This is a genomic window from uncultured Aquimonas sp. (assembly GCF_937888285.1).
Classification (GTDB): domain Bacteria; phylum Pseudomonadota; class Gammaproteobacteria; order Xanthomonadales; family Xanthomonadaceae; genus Aquimonas.
Genome location: NZ_CALART010000037.1, coordinates 13,775 through 29,653, shown reverse-complemented (window position 1 = coordinate 29,653; position 15,879 = coordinate 13,775). Strand labels below are relative to the sequence as shown.

Annotated in this window: 9 protein-coding genes; 5 read left to right on the top strand and 4 right to left on the bottom strand. The window is 67.3% G+C overall.

Annotated features, from left to right (window positions below):
• Together carA and dapB are read right to left on the bottom strand one after the other, a co-directional pair.
• Nucleotides 1-1,128 (bottom strand): glutamine-hydrolyzing carbamoyl-phosphate synthase small subunit, encoded by a 1,128-nt coding sequence (gene carA, locus Q0654_RS09400; protein WP_298853095.1) that lies wholly within the window; start codon nucleotides 1,126-1,128, stop codon nucleotides 1-3.
• 419 nt (nucleotides 1,129-1,547) lie between these two features.
• Nucleotides 1,548-2,333 (bottom strand): 4-hydroxy-tetrahydrodipicolinate reductase, encoded by a 786-nt coding sequence (gene dapB / locus Q0654_RS09395; RefSeq protein ID WP_298853093.1) that lies wholly within the window; start codon nucleotides 2,331-2,333, stop codon nucleotides 1,548-1,550.
• Nucleotides 2,334-2,537: 204 nt separating this feature from the next.
• On the opposite strand from dapB, the gene Q0654_RS09390 reads away from it, so the two are divergent.
• Nucleotides 2,538-3,071, top strand: a complete 534-nt coding sequence (locus Q0654_RS09390; RefSeq protein WP_298853091.1) for an acyloxyacyl hydrolase — start codon at nucleotides 2,538-2,540, stop codon at nucleotides 3,069-3,071.
• A 258-nt stretch (nucleotides 3,072-3,329) separates the two neighbouring features.
• Here Q0654_RS09390 and Q0654_RS09385 read toward each other — a convergent pair whose 3' ends face one another.
• Together Q0654_RS09385 and Q0654_RS09380 are read right to left on the bottom strand one after the other, a co-directional pair.
• On the bottom strand, nucleotides 3,330-3,770 hold the full coding sequence (locus tag Q0654_RS09385; protein ID WP_298853089.1) for a hypothetical protein: 441 nt from the start codon (nucleotides 3,768-3,770) through the stop codon (nucleotides 3,330-3,332).
• Between the two features lie 142 nt (nucleotides 3,771-3,912).
• A complete protein-coding gene (locus tag Q0654_RS09380; RefSeq protein WP_298853087.1) occupies nucleotides 3,913-4,617 on the bottom strand; it encodes a S4 domain-containing protein in 705 nt (234 codons plus the stop codon).
• A 199-nt stretch (nucleotides 4,618-4,816) separates the two neighbouring features.
• Here Q0654_RS09380 and Q0654_RS09375 point away from each other — a divergent pair, with 199 nt between their 5' ends.
• The 4 genes from Q0654_RS09375 to Q0654_RS09360 all read left to right on the top strand — a co-directional run bounded on the left by Q0654_RS09375 (nucleotide 4,817) and on the right by Q0654_RS09360 (nucleotide 15,793).
• A complete protein-coding gene (locus tag Q0654_RS09375) occupies nucleotides 4,817-7,714 on the top strand; it encodes a M14 family metallopeptidase (protein ID WP_298853086.1) in 2,898 nt (965 codons plus the stop codon).
• A 742-nt stretch (nucleotides 7,715-8,456) separates the two neighbouring features.
• Nucleotides 8,457-11,495, top strand: coding sequence for a hypothetical protein (locus Q0654_RS09370; RefSeq protein ID WP_298853084.1), 3,039 nt, complete (start codon nucleotides 8,457-8,459; stop codon nucleotides 11,493-11,495).
• Nucleotides 11,496-11,525: 30 nt separating this feature from the next.
• Complete coding sequence (locus Q0654_RS09365) at nucleotides 11,526-13,880, top strand: AAA family ATPase (RefSeq protein WP_298853082.1); 2,355 nt, start codon at nucleotides 11,526-11,528, stop codon at nucleotides 13,878-13,880.
• Complete coding sequence (locus tag Q0654_RS09360; RefSeq protein WP_298853080.1) at nucleotides 13,877-15,793, top strand: UvrD-helicase domain-containing protein; 1,917 nt, start codon at nucleotides 13,877-13,879, stop codon at nucleotides 15,791-15,793. The genes Q0654_RS09365 and Q0654_RS09360 overlap by 4 nt, the downstream gene beginning before the upstream one ends.
• Nucleotides 15,794-15,879: the final 86 nt, after the last annotated feature.

The window sequence follows — 15,879 nt, the reverse complement described above, 5'->3', positions numbered from 1 at the left end:
TCAGCGCGAAGCGGACATCAACTCGATGAAGCGATCGAACAGCCCAGCCACATCATGCGGCCCCGGTGCCGCTTCCGGGTGCCCCTGGAAGCTGAAGGCCGGCGCATCGGTCAGCGCGATGCCCTGCAGGCTGCCGTCGAACAGCGAGCGGTGCGTGGCGCGAACGTTCGCCGGCAGGCTGGCCTCATCGACCGCGAAACCGTGGTTCTGGCTGGAGATCATCACCCGCCCGCTGTCGAGATCCTGCACGGGATGGTTGGCGCCGTGATGGCCGAACTTCATCTTCAACGTGCGCGCGCCTGACGCCAGCCCGAGCAGCTGGTGGCCGAGGCAGATGCCAAAGGTCGGCAGCTTCACCTCGATGAAACGGCGGATCGCGGCGATCGCGTAGTCGCAGGGCTCGGGGTCGCCGGGGCCGTTGGACAGGAACACGCCGTCGGGCTTGAGCGCCAGCACCTCGTCGGCGCTGGTCTGCGCCGGCACCACGGTCAGGCGGCAGCCGCGCTCGGCCAGCATGCGCAGGATGTTGCGCTTCACACCGAAGTCGTAGGCGACCACATGGAAGCGCGAGGCCGGCGTCTCGAAGGCCTGGCGATCGAGGACATAGCGCCCCTCCGTCCATGCGTAGGGCGCATCCACGCTGACGACCTTGGCCAGGTCCATGCCCTTCAAGCCGGGGAACTCGCGGGCGCGGCGCAGGGCCTCTTCGGCCGTCGCGCTCTCGCCGGCGAGGATGCAGCCGTTCTGGGCGCCCGAATCGCGCAGGCGACGGGTCAGCGCACGGGTGTCGATTTCGGCGATGGCGACCACGCCGCGCGCCTTGAGCCACGCCGGCAGATCGGCCTGGCTGCGCCAATTGCTGGCCGGCGTCGGCTGCTCGCGAATGATCAGCCCGGACGCGAACACGCGCGCGGCTTCGTCATCGACATCGGTGCAGCCGGTGTTGCCGATGTGCGGGTAGGTCAGGGTGACGATCTGCTGCGCATAGGAGGGATCAGTCAGGATCTCCTGGTAGCCGGTCATGGCGGTGTTGAACACCACCTCGCCGACCGTGCAGCCGGAAACGCCCACCGAGACACCGCGGTAGACGGTGCCATCGGCCAGGGCCAGTAGAGCGGGTTGGGTCACGAGCGATTCGCCTTGTCAGGAGCTGGGGAGGCACCCCCACGGACTGCGCCGGACGCAGCTTGCGCGAAACCGCCGGGCTTGCATCTAGCAGGTCCGGAGGCTGTCGAGTGGAGGGGGCGAAAGGTGAAGCAGGCGAGGCGGAATCTTACGGTTTCACGTCACAGGCTGTCCACCTGTGCGGGCGCAGCAAACGCCGCTCGCGTCACGCTTCCCGGCTCGACCTTGCGGCAACGCTGAAGAATTCAGCGTTGCCGCGCGCCATGCAGGGCGCGCCCATGATTCGAACACGCGATGCTCGATCCAGCGCGAGCGAGTCCGGACATGTGCCGGACTCGCGCCCCCTGATCAAGGCCAGGAGGGACCTGATCAGAGTTGCCTTGGGCGTCCGCGCCTGGGGCGTCCGCGCCTTCGGCAAGCCCTCAGCGCGGCCGCAGCCCGAGCACGTCCTCGATCACATAGCGTCCCGGGGCGCGACCGGCCAGCCACGCGGCGGCCTTGAGCGCCCCACGCGCAAACACTTCGCGACTGGCGGCGCGGTGGGTGAGCTCGATGACCTCGGCTTCTCCCGCCAGCAGGATCTGGTGATCGCCCACGACATCGCCACCGCGCACCGCGTGGAAGCCGATTTCGCCAGCGACCCGAACCGCGTGCGCGCCTTCGCGGCCATGCCTTGCGACCGCGGCGAGATCCTGCTCTCGCCCCGCAGCGATGGCCTCGCCCAGCCGCAGTGCCGTACCCGAAGGCGCGTCCTGCTTGCGCCTGTGGTGGGTTTCGATGATCTCGCAGTCCCAGTCCGGCACTGCCGCGGCGGCCTGTCGCGCCAGCGCCGCCAACAGAGCCACGCCCAGCGAGAAGTTGGCCGCCCACAGCACCGGCACCTGCAGGGCCGCCTGGTCGAGTGCGGCCAGCGCGCTCGCATCGAGCCCCGTCGTACCGGAGACCAGCGCCGCACCGCGCGCCGCGCAGGCCTGAGCGAGCGCAGGAATGGCGGCTGGAGCGCTGAAATCGATCACGACATCGAAGGCCGGCGCCTGCCCGATGTGCGCGGGCCTGAGAACGGCCAGCGCCCCCAGGTCCGCGCGCGGCGCGTTCGCCACCGCGGCGACCAGATGCAGGCCGGGGTGTTCGGCGACCAGCGACAGCAGGCTGCGCCCCATGCGACCGGAGGCACCGTGGATCAGCAGGCGGGAACGGGCGTCATCCATGATCAGCTCGCGCTGGCGTCGGGGCCGGCAGTGTAATGCTGCCGCGCGTGCTCCAGGCCGCAGAACCTCGCTCATGCGGCGTGAAGTGCAACACTGCGGTGCACGACAAACGCTGGAAAGCGCGGACTCAGCCTCCATATCCTGTGACCACCCAGCCCGCGGGAACGGATGCCCTGCCCCGCGCTGTCGACTCAAGGACGCTGAATGTCATTCTCCGATTCGCACCCGCGCGGCCCGCGCCCCACGCTGCGGCCGAAGCTGCTGCTCGCCGCCCTCGCTCTGGGCTGCACGCTTGCCGCCACGGCGCAGGGGGCCACTCCGGCACGAGAGCCCTGGACCAGCCTGCAGGGGGGCATCAGCGATGCACCCGACACCCGCAACACCAACTTCGTGCTGCTCCAGCACGGACGCCCGCGCGAGGGTCTACCGCTCGGGCTGGACTTCTATGCCTTCAACCTCGGCAGCATCGGCCGCCACCGGAACGCGCCGCCCGGCAGCGACGAACGCGTGCACTTCGCCTCGATGCAGCTGGGCTACGACTTCGGTAGGGTCACGCTTGCCTCGGGTCTGGCCCTGGTCAGTCACGTCACCGACTATCTCAGCAGCGGCTACCAGTTCCACAGCCACCTCGGCATCCGCCTCGGCCGCATCGAGCTCGGTCTCGGCCATCTCTCGAACGCACGCACGCGCCAGCCCAACAAGGGCGAGAGCTATCTCTCGGTAGGCTTCCGCTTCTAGGGTGGGCCCTGGCCCACCGCAAGCTCGAACCCACCCCAGGCTTCGCGTCAGAAGCAACGGTAGCCAGCGGCAACTCAGGCCGCGGATGCGACGAGGCGCGCGCCAGCACCAAGGGTGCGGCGGCAATGCAGCACGGAAGCGCGTGAAGGTCGCCGAGCGCCGAGGGGCATCGCCATCGTGGGCGAGGTCCCACGCGCTTGTTTCACTCAGGGTGGCGAATGCGGGAGTTTCGCCAGACGCTAGGCTCGCACCCGAGCGTCAGCGCTCGCTGATGACAAAGCTGCCGAAAGCGACCCCCACATCCCAGCCCTTGCCGGTGCCCGACAGGGCCAGCGAGATCTCGCCCTTGGTGACGACCTGCCCCTTGGCCGAGCGGCCCGCGCCGGCATGGGCCTCGGCGCTGGCATAGCCGCCGATCAGCTCGCGGATGTCGTCGACGCCGGAGAACTCGCCGACACCGTTCTCGATCCGCGATTTGCCGAACGAGATGCCGCCGCCGCGCGCCTCCAGCCGCACGCGCAGGGTCTGGCCGTTGTTGCAGCTGATGGTGCCCTCGCCGCTGGAGCGCTTGTAGAAGGCCGACCAGCCAGACAGATTGAAGCGCATCTCGCAGTCGACGCTGCCGGCCTGGGAGGCCGCGGGAAGCATCAGCGCGAGACCGGAGGCGGCGATGGCGCCGAGGCGAAGCATGCGGTGCATGGAGGGCTCCCGAAACACATTGGATGCCCACAAGGCTATCCCAACCCAAGGTCAGTCGGTGCCGCTGGATCCGACTTCGCGCACCGGAACCGAGATGCGCGATCCGCTGCACGCGTATGCGCTCGGTCAATTGCGAGCGGTGCTAGAGCCGCTCACCCGGCGGCAGGTAGCGCCAGCTCGACTCGGGCAGCTTGGCGAGCGGCACGCGACCGATCCGCAGGCGCCGCACGCCCAGCACCTGCAGGCCGACCTGCGCGCACATCCACGCAAGCTGGCCTGGACGCACGTCCTTGATCGCAAAGCGCAGGCGGGTTTCGTTCTGCCAGCTCACCTTGCAGGGCGGCAGCGCGCGCCCGTTGAAGACCAGCCCATGGCTCAGCCGATGCAGGCCGTAGGCGACCAGGCTGCCGCTGACCTCGACCACGAACTCCTGCTCCAGGCGCATGCCGTCATCACGCATGCGATGCAGCAGGCGTCCATCCTGGGTGAAGACCTGCAGCCCACTGCTCGCCAACTCCAGCGGCAGCAGCGGAGTCAGATGACGCAGATGGCGGCGCAGCTGGCGGATGCCGCTGGGGTCATCGCCCCAATGGTTCGCCGGCGTGAGCAGCTCGGGGTCGATGCGCGCGCCGGCGGGCTTGTTCCACAGCAGGGTCATCGGCTGCACGGGCGCCGCCGCGATCTCGAGGTCGACCTCAACGCGCTGGTCGGTCACCGGCCACTCGGGCCGATCGATGATCTCGCCATCGACCCTCACGCAACCGCCTTCGATGTAGCGCTCGGACTGGGCGCGCGAGCAGCCGGTGAGCTCGATGACGCGCTTGGACAGACGGATCGGTTCGGACATCGGTGAGGCCAGACGGGACAGTCCGCAGTGTACGCGCCCACCCGGCTCGCGCCCGACTCGGGCGCCATCCACGTTGAAGCCGGTCGACCCTGCCGGCCACGCCCGCCCGCAGTCCGGCCGCCCCGGCCTGACCACCTGCACGTACGCGGCGCAGCTCGGACGATGCAGACTGCGCGCCTTCCCATCGCCGGAACCGCGCATGCGCCTGCACCGCCCCACCCTGCTCCGCTCTTCCCTGCTGGCGCTCGCGCTGGCCGCTGCCCTGCCGCTCGCGGTCAATGCGGCCGATCCTGTGCCGGTGCACCCGGTGGTACAGGTGTTCGGGCAGTTCGAGGCTGACCCCGCGGTGCCGCATCCCGACACCCTGCTCGGGTTTCCGCTGGGCCAGCAGGCGGCCAGCCCCGAGCAGATCCACGCCGCGCTGCAGCAGTGGGCGAACACCTCGAACCGCATCCGCGTCGTCGAGTACGCACGCAGCCACCAGGGCCGGCCGCTGTCGGTGGCGATCGTGTCCAGCCCCGCCAACCTTGCCCGGCTCGACGAGATCCAGAACGCGCTGGACGAGCTCGCCGACCCGCGCCGCACCTCGGCCGCCCGCGCCAGCGAGATCCTGCGCGATGCGCCGGCCGTGGCCTATGTCGCCCACAGCATCCACGGCAACGAGCACAGCGGCGGCGACGCCGCACTCGGACTGATCTACGGCCTGATCGCCTCGAACGATCCCGCCCACACCGCGCGTCTCGATGACACCATCCTGCTGATCGATCCGCTGATGAACCCCGACGGCAGGGCGCGCGCGATCGCCGACCTGCGCGGCTTCCGTGGCGCCGCCCCGGGCTACGACGGCCAGTCGATGTCGCGCGGCACCAGCTGGCCCTTCGGCCGCGGCAACCACTACGTGTTCGACATGAATCGCGACTGGATCTTCGCGACCCAGCCGGAGACGCAGGGCCGGCTGGAATTCCTCAAGCGCTGGCACCCGGTGGTGTTCATCGACGCCCACGAAATGGGCTCGGACGACACCTTCCTGTTCTCGCCGGCGCGCGCACCGATGAACCCGCACCTGTCGCCGCGCTTCATGCAGTTCGCTGCGGAGTTCGGCCGGGAGCAGGCGCAGGCCTTCGACCAGCGCGGCTGGGTCTACTACTCGGGCGAATGGAACGAGGGCTGGTATCCGGGCTATTCCGATGCCTGGGGCGGCCTGCGCGGCGCGGTCAACATCCTCTACGAACAGGCACGCGTGGCCGATTTCGGCGTGCGCCAGGCCAATGGCGAGGTGCAGTTCCATGCCGACGGCGTGGCCCGCCAGCTTGCAAGCGCAGTCGCCAACATCGACTCGATGCGCGCGCGTCGCGCCGACCTGCTGCAGGCCTTCTGGGACGACCGCAACGCGCTCACCGGCGCACGCGGCGACTACGCGAACGGCGTCTACGCCATTGACGTCAGCCAGCACCCGGCGCGCGGCGCGCAGCTGCTGCGCGTGCTGCAGATGCAGGGCGTGGAAGCACGCCGTCTGTCGAGCGCGTGGACGGTCGAGGCGGAGGGTTTCGACGGCCGCAAGACGCGCACCGAAGTGCCGGCGGGCAGCCTGCTGGTGTCAACCCGGCAGCCGCTGGGCCGGCTCGCCGCGACCCTGATGGAATTCGACCCGCAGATCGATCGCGAGTCGCTCAAGAAGGAGCGCGAGGCCCTGATGCGCACGGGACAGGGCACGATCTACGACGTCACCGCCTGGAGTCTGCCGATGTTCTACGGCCTGCCGGCCTGGCGCATCGAGGGCGGCCTGCCGCAGCAGGCCGAAGCCGCGAGCGCGGCGAACGCGCAGCCAATGCTGCCGGCCGACTCAGCCGTCGGCTGGGCGCTGTCCGGGCATGACGATGCTGCGCTGCCGGTCGCCGCCAAGCTGCTGGCCGCCGGCATCCGCCCGCGCGTGGCGCGCAAGGACCTGCGCTTCGACGGCCGCGACTACCCGCGCGGCAGTCTGATCGTGACCCGCTACGACCATCCGCAGCTCGATGCGCAACGCCTGCGCGAAGCGCTCGCTGCGGCCGCGAAGGACGCACCGCAGGGCTTCGCGGCCCTGCGCAGCGGCGAAGGCCCCGGTGACCTGCCCGATCTCGGCGGCGGTGAATTCGCCCTGCTGCAGCCCGGCGCGGTCGCGGTGCTCGGCAAGGGCGCGGTCAACCCGCACACCTTCGGCGCGGTCTGGCACTACCTGGAGCACGGCCTCGGCGTGAACCCGAGCCTGCTCGACGAAAGTGCCGTCGCCCGCATGGACCTGCGGGCCTATCGCGTGATCGTGCTGCCCGAGCGCTGGGGCGGCAGCCTGCCCAAGGAAGTCAGCGACGCGCTGAAGCCCTGGGTGGAAGCCGGCGGCACCCTGATCGCGCTGGGCAATGCCTCGACTGCACTGGCCCGCGAAGACGGCCTGTCGGCCGCGCGCGGCTTGCCCGACGCGCTGAAGGAGCTCAAGCCCTACCGCGACCGCCTCGCCCGCGAATGGCTGGCGGCGTCTGCACGCACCAGCCTCGAAGGCGACCCCTACGCCCGCGGCGCCGCCAGCGGCCGCAGCGGCGCCTTCAGCCTGGACCCCGACGCCAAGAGCCTCGACGGCGATGCATTGACCGAGCGCGACAGCTTCCAGCAGGTGTTCATGCCGGTGGGCAGCTTCGTCGCCACCCGCTGCGACGACACCCACTGGCTGAGCTTCGGCTGCCGCGATCATCTGCCGGTGCTGGTCGACTCCAGCACCCCGCTGATGGCTTCCGGCAGCGTCGAAGCGCCGTATCGCCACGGCGTGTGGCGCGCGGAGTCCGGCAAGAAGGCGAGCGAGCACTGGACCGCTTACGGTTGGGCCGGCCTGCCGCCGGGCCAGACCCTGGAACTGCGCCTGGGCGGCCTCCTGTGGCCGGAAGCACAGGAGCGCATCGCCAACACCGCCTGGGTGACACGCGAGTCGAAGGGCGCCGGCCAGATCATCCTGTTCGCCACCAACCCCACCTTCCGCGGCGCCAGCCTCGGCATGCAGCGCGTGCTCGGCAATGCCGTGGTCTACGGCCCCGGCTTCGGAACGCGCACGGCGGTGCCGGTGCACTGATCGGCGCTTGAACAGAGTCGGTAGACACCACAACGCCCGCGCACTGCGGGCGTTGTGGTTTGCGGGTGCAGGTGGTGCGGGACGGGCTGAAGTTGTGCGGGGCGAGCAAGATCATGCAGAGCGCGATGTTCTACGTTGGCGCCGAGCGCAGCGAAGCCCAACATCGGGAGGCCGAGCGCGCCGCCCCCGCTGTGAGAGCCTCGCTCTCAAACCTCTCTCCCTTCGTGGGAAGCGGAGGAGAGCGCTTGTCGGCTGCCGGTGGCAGCCGACGCTCTCTGGAGCCCGAGCGAAGCGAAGTTACATTGGGGAGAGGGGACGCCCCGGCAATCGAAATCGCGAGCCGCTAAGCCCCTCTCCCCTGGAGGGAGAGGGGTTGGGGAGAGGGGGACGACTCTCGCCGCAAGCCTTCTACCCCTCTCCCCCGACCCCTCTCCCTCAAGGGGAGAGGGGAGCAAAGCTCGCTCCAGCAAGCGACATCGCCCGCTGCTGAGCCCCCCCTCCCCTCGTGGGAAGCGGAAGAGAGCACTTGTCGGCTGCCGGTGGCAGCCGACGCTCTCTGGAGCCCGAGCGAAGCGAAGGCAGGTTGGGGAGAGGGGGATAAGCCTCGCCGCACGCGTTCAACGCCCCCAGCCTCGCTCGCCAATAGGGAGAGAGGGGAAACAGCACTTGCCACACGCCCCCCCATCTGCGAAACACCACACCTGCCCTGCCCTGCCCCGCACCACCGCCCGGAGACTCACCGATGCGCATCGCCCCCTGGATCGGAACCCTGCTGCTGCTCTGCCTTGCCACACCTACGCATGCAGCACGGCCGAAGCCCGGCGCGCCCAGCACGCCCGAGCAGCGCGAAGCCGCCTGGCAGCAGCACCAGCAGATGCAGGACGCCTCGATCTTCAAGGGCCTGAGCTGGCGCAACATCGGCCCTACCGGGCAAGGCGGGCGCGTGGTCGATCTGGCCTCGTTGCCCGGCCAGCCCTACACCTTCTACGTGGCCTACGCCACCGGCGGCGTGTGGAAGACCACCAACAACGGCGGCAGCTTCGAGCCCCTCACCGATCAGCTGCCGAACACCGTGATCGGCGCCATTGCAGTCGACCCGTCCCAGCCCGAAACGCTGTGGATCGGCGCCGGCGAACCCAATGCCGCGCGCTCCAACTACGGCGGCCACGGCGTGTTCGTCAGCCATGACGGCGGCCAGAGCTTCGCGCGCAAGGGCCTGACCGGCACCGACCGCATCGCCGAGATCCTCGTCGACCCGCGCGACAGCCGGCGCGTGCTCGTGGCCGCTGCCGGCAAGCTCTACTCGCCCGGCGGCCAGCGCGGCGTCTTCCTCACCGAAGACGGCGGCGACACCTGGACGCAGGTTCTGAAACCGACCGACGACTGGACCGGCGCCAGCGACCTCGTCATCGACCCGACCCGCCCCGACGTGCTCTTCGCCGCGCTGTGGACGCGCACGCGCACGCCCTGGCAGTTCACCGAAAGCGGCGACGGCTCGGGCATCTACAAGTCGGAGGACGGCGGCCGCAGCTGGCGTCAGCTGAGCGGCGGCCTGCCGCAGGGTGACAGCGTCGGCCGCATTGGCCTCGCCATCGCCGCCAGCCAGCCCGACACCGTCTACGCCAGCATCGACCACTGGGCCGAACTGCCCGAAGCCCTGCGCGACCTCGGCGACCGCCCGCTCTCTCCGCAGCGCCTGCGCACGATGAGCAAGGACGAGTTCCTCAGGCAGGACCCGGCTGAAGTCGAACGCTTCATCCGCGGCGCCGACCTGCCGGTCGAGCTCGACGCCAAGGGCCTGATCGCGAGCGTGCGCGACGGCTCGATCACCCTGCAGCAGCTCATCAGCCGCCTCGAAGACGGCAACGCCGCCCTGTTCGACAACCCCGCCTGGGGCCACACCGTCTGGCGCAGCGACGACGGCGGCGCGAGCTGGCGCCGCACGCATGAGGAGCCCATCCGCGAAGTCACCTACACCTATGGCTACTACTTCGGCGAAATCGCGGTCGACCCCAGCGATGCCGAGCGCGTCTACACCATGGGCGTGCCGCTGATCGTCTCCTCTGACGGCGGGCGCTCCTGGTCCGGCTACACCAACCACCCCAGCGTGCACGTCGACTACCAGGCGATGTGGATCGACCCGAACTTCCCGCAGCGCCTCATCGTGGGCAACGACGGCGGGCTGGACGTGAGCTACGACGCCGGCATCACCTGGCGCCGGCTCGATGCGCAGCCGCTCGGCCAGTTCTACACCATCTACGCCGACATGGCCGAGCCCTACAACGTCTACGGCGGCATGCAGGACAACGGCACCTGGAAAGGCAGCAGCCGCACGCGCTGGGAGCTGGGCGAAGACTGGTCCTACATCAACGGCGGCGACGGCATGTGGGTGGCGGTGGACGATGAATCCGGCGACACCTACACCGGCTACCAGTTCGGCTACTACACGCGCATCGACAGCGCCGGCAAACGCCACGAGGTGCGCCCGCGCGCAGCGCTCAACGAGCCCCTGCTGCGCTACAACTGGAGCACGCCGGTGATCCTGTCGCCGCACGACGCGCGCACCGTCTACATGGCCAGCAACCGCCTGTACCGCAGCTTCGACCGCGGCCGCAGCTGGGCCGCCATCAGCCCCGACATGACGAGCTCGAAAGAGCGCGGCAACGTGCCCTTCGCCACCATCACCACGGTGTCCGAATCGCCGCTGCACTTCGGCCGCCTGGGCGTAGGCACCGACGACGGCCACGTGCACGTCAGCACCGACGGCGGCGTGCGCTGGCAGCAGGTGGATGCCGCCCTGCCGGCCGACCGCTGGGTGAGCCGCATCGAACTCTCGCGCCACAGCAGCGAGCGCATCTATCTCAGCTTGAACGGCTACCGGCAGGACGACGACCGCGTCTACCTGTACCGCAGCGACGACTTCGGCGCGAGCTGGCAGTCGATTGCCGAGGGCCTGCCCGCCGAGCCCGTCAACGTGATCCGCGAGGACACCGTCAACCCCGACCTGCTCTACGTCGGCACCGACCGCGGCGTGTACGCCAGCCTGGACCGCGGCCGCAGCTGGCAGGCGCTGGACGGCGGCCTGCCCAACGTGCCCGTGCACGACCTGTTCGTACACCCGCGCGACCGCGAACTGATCGCCGGTACCCACGGCCGCAGCGCCTGGATCGTCGACGTGCTGCCGGTGCAGCAGCTCAGCAGCGAGGTGCGCAGCAGCGCCGTGCACCTGTTCCACATCGATGACTTGAAGGCCTCACGCGACTGGCGCCGCCGCCCCGACCCCTGGTTCGACCGCCCCGAACACCTGCCCGAACTCACCGGCACCTACTGGGCCAAAGCCGCCGGCCCCGTGCGCTTCCGCCTGCTGGACGAGAAAGACCGCCCGCTGGCCACGTTTGAGCGTGAGGCGCAGGTCGGCCTGAACAGCTTCCGCTGGAATCTGGCGCTGGACGCCGAACTCACCCTCGCCGCCGAGAAACAGGCGCTGGAAGCGCTGGACGCCGACAAGCGCGAGGAGCGCAAGCACCAGCCCTACGCCGAATCCCAGCGCCTGGGGCATCGGCTGTATCCGGTGCCGGGCACGTACACGCTGGAGATTGCACACGCCGACACGACGAGCCGCAGCGGGTTCGAGATCAAGGCGCCGAAACCGCAGGACCCGCGGTGGACGCCGGCTTACAAGCTGCGCGGGGATGATGGGGATGGACGGCATCAGGATGAAGAGCGGCCGCATCCGCGGGCTGGGGCGCGTGGGCGGGGGTTTGCTATGCCGGGGAAGTAGGGTTCGCTCAGAAAAGAGAGAAGGTGCCAAATGCACATCGAATTCGTCGAGATCGCGAATTTCAGGAAGCTCTTGTCAGCGCGCGTGGATTTCTCGCCTAAGACGACGCTGTTCGTCGGTGCGAACAACAGCGGCAAGACCTCAGCCATGTTGGCCCTGCGGCGTTTCCTGACGCCGCGCCGCTGTCCTTTCGAAATCCACGACTTCACGTTGTGCCACTTGCAGGCGCTCTTGGACATCGGCGAAGCATGGCTTCAAGCGAGCCACGCCGGTGGGGTGGCAGACATCAACTTGAATCCCTGGGTGCACGCTCTGCCGGCGTTGGATCTTTGGCTGCAGGTCAAGGAGGACGAAATCCACCGAGTCCGAGACTTGGTCCCGCTGATGGAGTGGACGGGCGGACGGCTGGGAGTACGACTGCGCTACGAGCCTAAAGACCTCAATGCGCTCTTCAAGGAGTTCATCTCCGCGATCACCGACGCCAATGTCATGCGCACTGCAGCAGTGGCTGCGGCGGCTGCCAAGGCCGCCGGCGCGGCGCCCGCGCCTAAGCTGACAGTTTGGCCAGAAACCTTGGTCGACTTCCTCACTAAGCGGCTGAGTTCGATGTTCACGATCCGGGCATATCCGCTGGATCCAGCTCTTCTTGCCGATCCTGAAAGGCTTCGGGCCGTGCCACAGACGCTTCCGGCATCGGCATTGCCGATCGAGGGCGACCCTCTCAGTGGTCTAATTAAGGTGCATGACATCCCCGCGCAGCGCGGCTTTGGTGAGATCCCGAGTGGTGTCGAGGAAGAGGGCGAACAGCGAACTTCGGCGGGCGCAACGCGGTTGTCGGAACGGCTCAGAAGCTACTACGCCAAGCATCTAGATCCTGCCAAGGGGCCGGACCCAACGGACCTGGAGGCTCTACAGGCGATAGAGGCGGCTGAGGATGCATTCGACCTGAAGCTGATGGAGAGCTTCAACGAATGCTTCACCGAGGTGGCGGGCCTGGGCTATCCGGGCGTCAGCGACCCGCGGCCGCACGTATCGACACGATTGCGTGCGATCGATGGGTTGAACCACAGCGCAGCAGTTAATTTCCAGGTTGACGTGGTTTCGGATGCGGGCGCGGTGACGCCGCTCCTGCTGCTGCCGGAGGGTAGCAACGGGCTGGGCTACCAGAACCTCATTTCGATGATCTTCCGGCTCATGAGCTTCCGCGATGCATGGATGCGCGTCGGTAAAGCTTCCAAGGGTGCTGAAGCTGCGAGCATTGAACCGCTTCACCTCGTGCTCGTTGAGGAGCCTGAAGCCCACCTGCATGCGCAGGTGCAGCAGGTCTTCATCAAGAAGGCTTACGAGGTGCTGCGACGGCACCCAGAGCTGGGAGAAAGCGACGCCCTACGCACGCAGTTAATCGTCACCACGCATTCGAGCCACATTGCGCACGAGACGGCGTTCGCTAGCTTGCGGTACTTCCGGAGGCTGCCGGCGGGCATGGTGGCCAAGGTGCCGGTGTCGACGGTGGTCAACCTTTCGCAGGTCTTCGGGGAGGGTACGGCGACTGAACGCTTCGTCACCCGGTACTTGCGTTCGCAACACGCCGATCTGTTCTTCGCCGACGCAGCGATCCTTGTCGAGGGCCCGGCCGAGCGCATGCTCATACCCAACTTCATTCGGGCTCACTACAAGGTGCTGCATCAGAGCTACGTCACCTTCCTGGAGATTGGCGGTAGCCACGCGCATCGTCTTCGTTCGTTGATCGAGCATCTGGGCCTGCTGACGCTGATCGTCACCGACCTGGACAGCCTGACAGCGACGGGCGGCTCATCAGTTCAACCGGCCTTGGGCGCCGGCCAGAAAACCAACAACGCCACCCTCAAGACCTGGGTGCCAGCCCTAGAGGATGTAGACGCCCTCATCGGCGCGGAGCCTGCAGCTAAGACCCGCACAGATGCCGGCGACACGCTGTTCGCTGTGCGCGCGGCGTACCAGACACCGGTTGAGGTCACGATGCCGGGCACTGCCACCAAGGAGACCGTCTACCCCTACACGTTTGAGGACGCACTCGTGTTCGAGAACTTGGACTTTTTTGCGTCGTTTGCCGGTTGTGGACTCAACGCCAAATTCCGGACTGCCATCGCCACGAGTGGCGGCGCAACCGCGGTTGGTGCCAGCTTGTACACCGCGCTCAAGGACGGCAAGAAAGCAGAGTTCGCCCTCGACGTCTTGATGGCCGATAACTTTAGAAGTCTGAAGGTGCCGCAGTACATCGCCGAGGGGCTGGAGTGGCTGCTGGAACAGATGAAGAAGAAGCAGCTGGAAATCTTGATTCCAGCGACGCCCACGGCCGTTTCAGGAGTAACCGGCGCGGGCCCAGGGCCGGCGGCGACACCATGACTGCCACCGACGATCAATTCGACGCTGAGGCCGACGCAACGATCATCGGGTGTCTCGACCTGCGCACGCCGAGAAGCTTCTTCCTTTACGCTGGCGCTGGATCAGGAAAGACGCGGTCGTTGGTCAGCGCCGTCAGAAAGACTATCGACGGCGAGCACGGCCGGCAGCTGACTCTGACTGGCAAGAAAATTGGCGTCATCACGTACACCAACGCCGCCTGCGACGAAATCAAGCAACGTCTTGAGTTCGACCCTCGGGTAGAGGTCATGACGATCCACGCGTTCTCGTGGTCGCTGATCGAGGGCTTCAACGCCGATATCCGTCAGTGGGTCGCCAAGAACCTCGAAGACGAGATTGCTGAGCTCGAGGAACTACACAAGAAGGGGCGACCCAGCACGAAAGCCGGCATTGAACGGCTACGGTCTATGGAGAGCAAGCGTCGCCGTCTCGCGCGGCTGGACTCCATCGTCAAGTTCATCTACAGCCCGACAAGCGACAACCGCGCGCGCGACTCTTTGAATCACTCGGAGGTCATCGCCATGACGGCTGCCTTCTTGACCAGCAAGCCTGGGCTGCGGCGGATGTTGGTCAGCCGGTGTCCAGTCTTGCTCATTGATGAGAGCCAGGACACAAACAAGGCGCTCATGGACGCGTTCCTGCATCTGGAGGAAGAGTTCCAAGGACGGTTCAGCCTGGGACTGTTCGGCGACATGATGCAGCGCATCTACTCGGATGGAAAAGAGCGGCTGGACAAGGCCATTCCAGCTCGGTGGGCCATGCCTCGCAAGCGCATGAATCACCGGTGCCCGTCGCGCGTCGTCGATGTCATCAACAGCATCCGCCACGATGTCGACGGCGAGGAACAGGTCCCACGCAGCGACGCTGAAGAAGGCGTGGTGCGGGTCTTCATTGCGCCGCAAGCAGACGCCGCCCCCTTCGCCATCGAAGCGGCGGTGCGCCAACGTATGGCGACGATAGCCAACGACCCGGCCTGGCAGAATTCTGACACGGTAAAGACGCTTGCCCTTGAGCATCTGATGTCTGCGCGGCGGTTCGGCTTCGTGGAGTTCTTCGAGCCGCTGTGGACGATCGACAACCTCAGGACGAGCCTGCTCCAAGGCGCCGGCGCAGGTCTTGGTTTCTTCATTCGAGACGTGTTACCGCTGGTGAAGGCGCTTCGCGCGAACGACCGGTTTGGGGCCACGGCGATCATCAAGGCTTCATCGCCACTCCTGGACCCCACAGCGCTTCAAGAAGCTGGATCGAATCAGGTCGCGCAGCTCGGCAGGGCCAAGGCAGCGTGCGACGGGCTTCTGGCGCTAATCACGGAACAGCCAGAGATCACTGCTCAAGCGGTGCTCGATTTTGTTGCGCAGTCGGGTCTGTTTGTCATCCCGGAAACGCTGGCGCCATTCGTTCCAGGTGACACGGCAGTAGCGTCGGAAGACAACGCGGGGCACGGCGATCCGATGAGGAGCGCCGAGGAAGGGGAAGCCGAAGACACGAGTTCTGAGCTGAGCGCATGGAGCAAAGCACTTGCAGCCCCCCTGAGCCAGATCGAGCGCTACGACCTGTACGCGCGAGGACAGTCGCAGTTCGGGACGCACCAGGGCGTCAAGGGGCTTGAATTCCCACGCGTGCTGGTCGTGATTAACGACGACGAGGCGCGAGGCTTCCTTTTTGCCTACGACAAGTTTTTCGGCACCAAGGAGAAGTCAAAGGCTGACCTTGAGAACGAGGCTGCCGGCCGAGAGACCGGTCCGGACCGCACCCGCCGCTTGTTCTACGTTACATGCAGCCGGGCCGAGAAGAGTTTGGCGATCGTCTACTACTCGCCCGATCCTGCACTAGCTCGAAACGCCATACTTCAGTATGGATGGTTCAATGAAGGCGAGGTTGAACTGATCAACTGAACAGCTGCTACTGCAGAACAGGCAAAGCAGGGGACAGAGTGCACTTTATGGAGGGAGTCAAGTGTGCAGTCTTCCTTGGCTGCCAG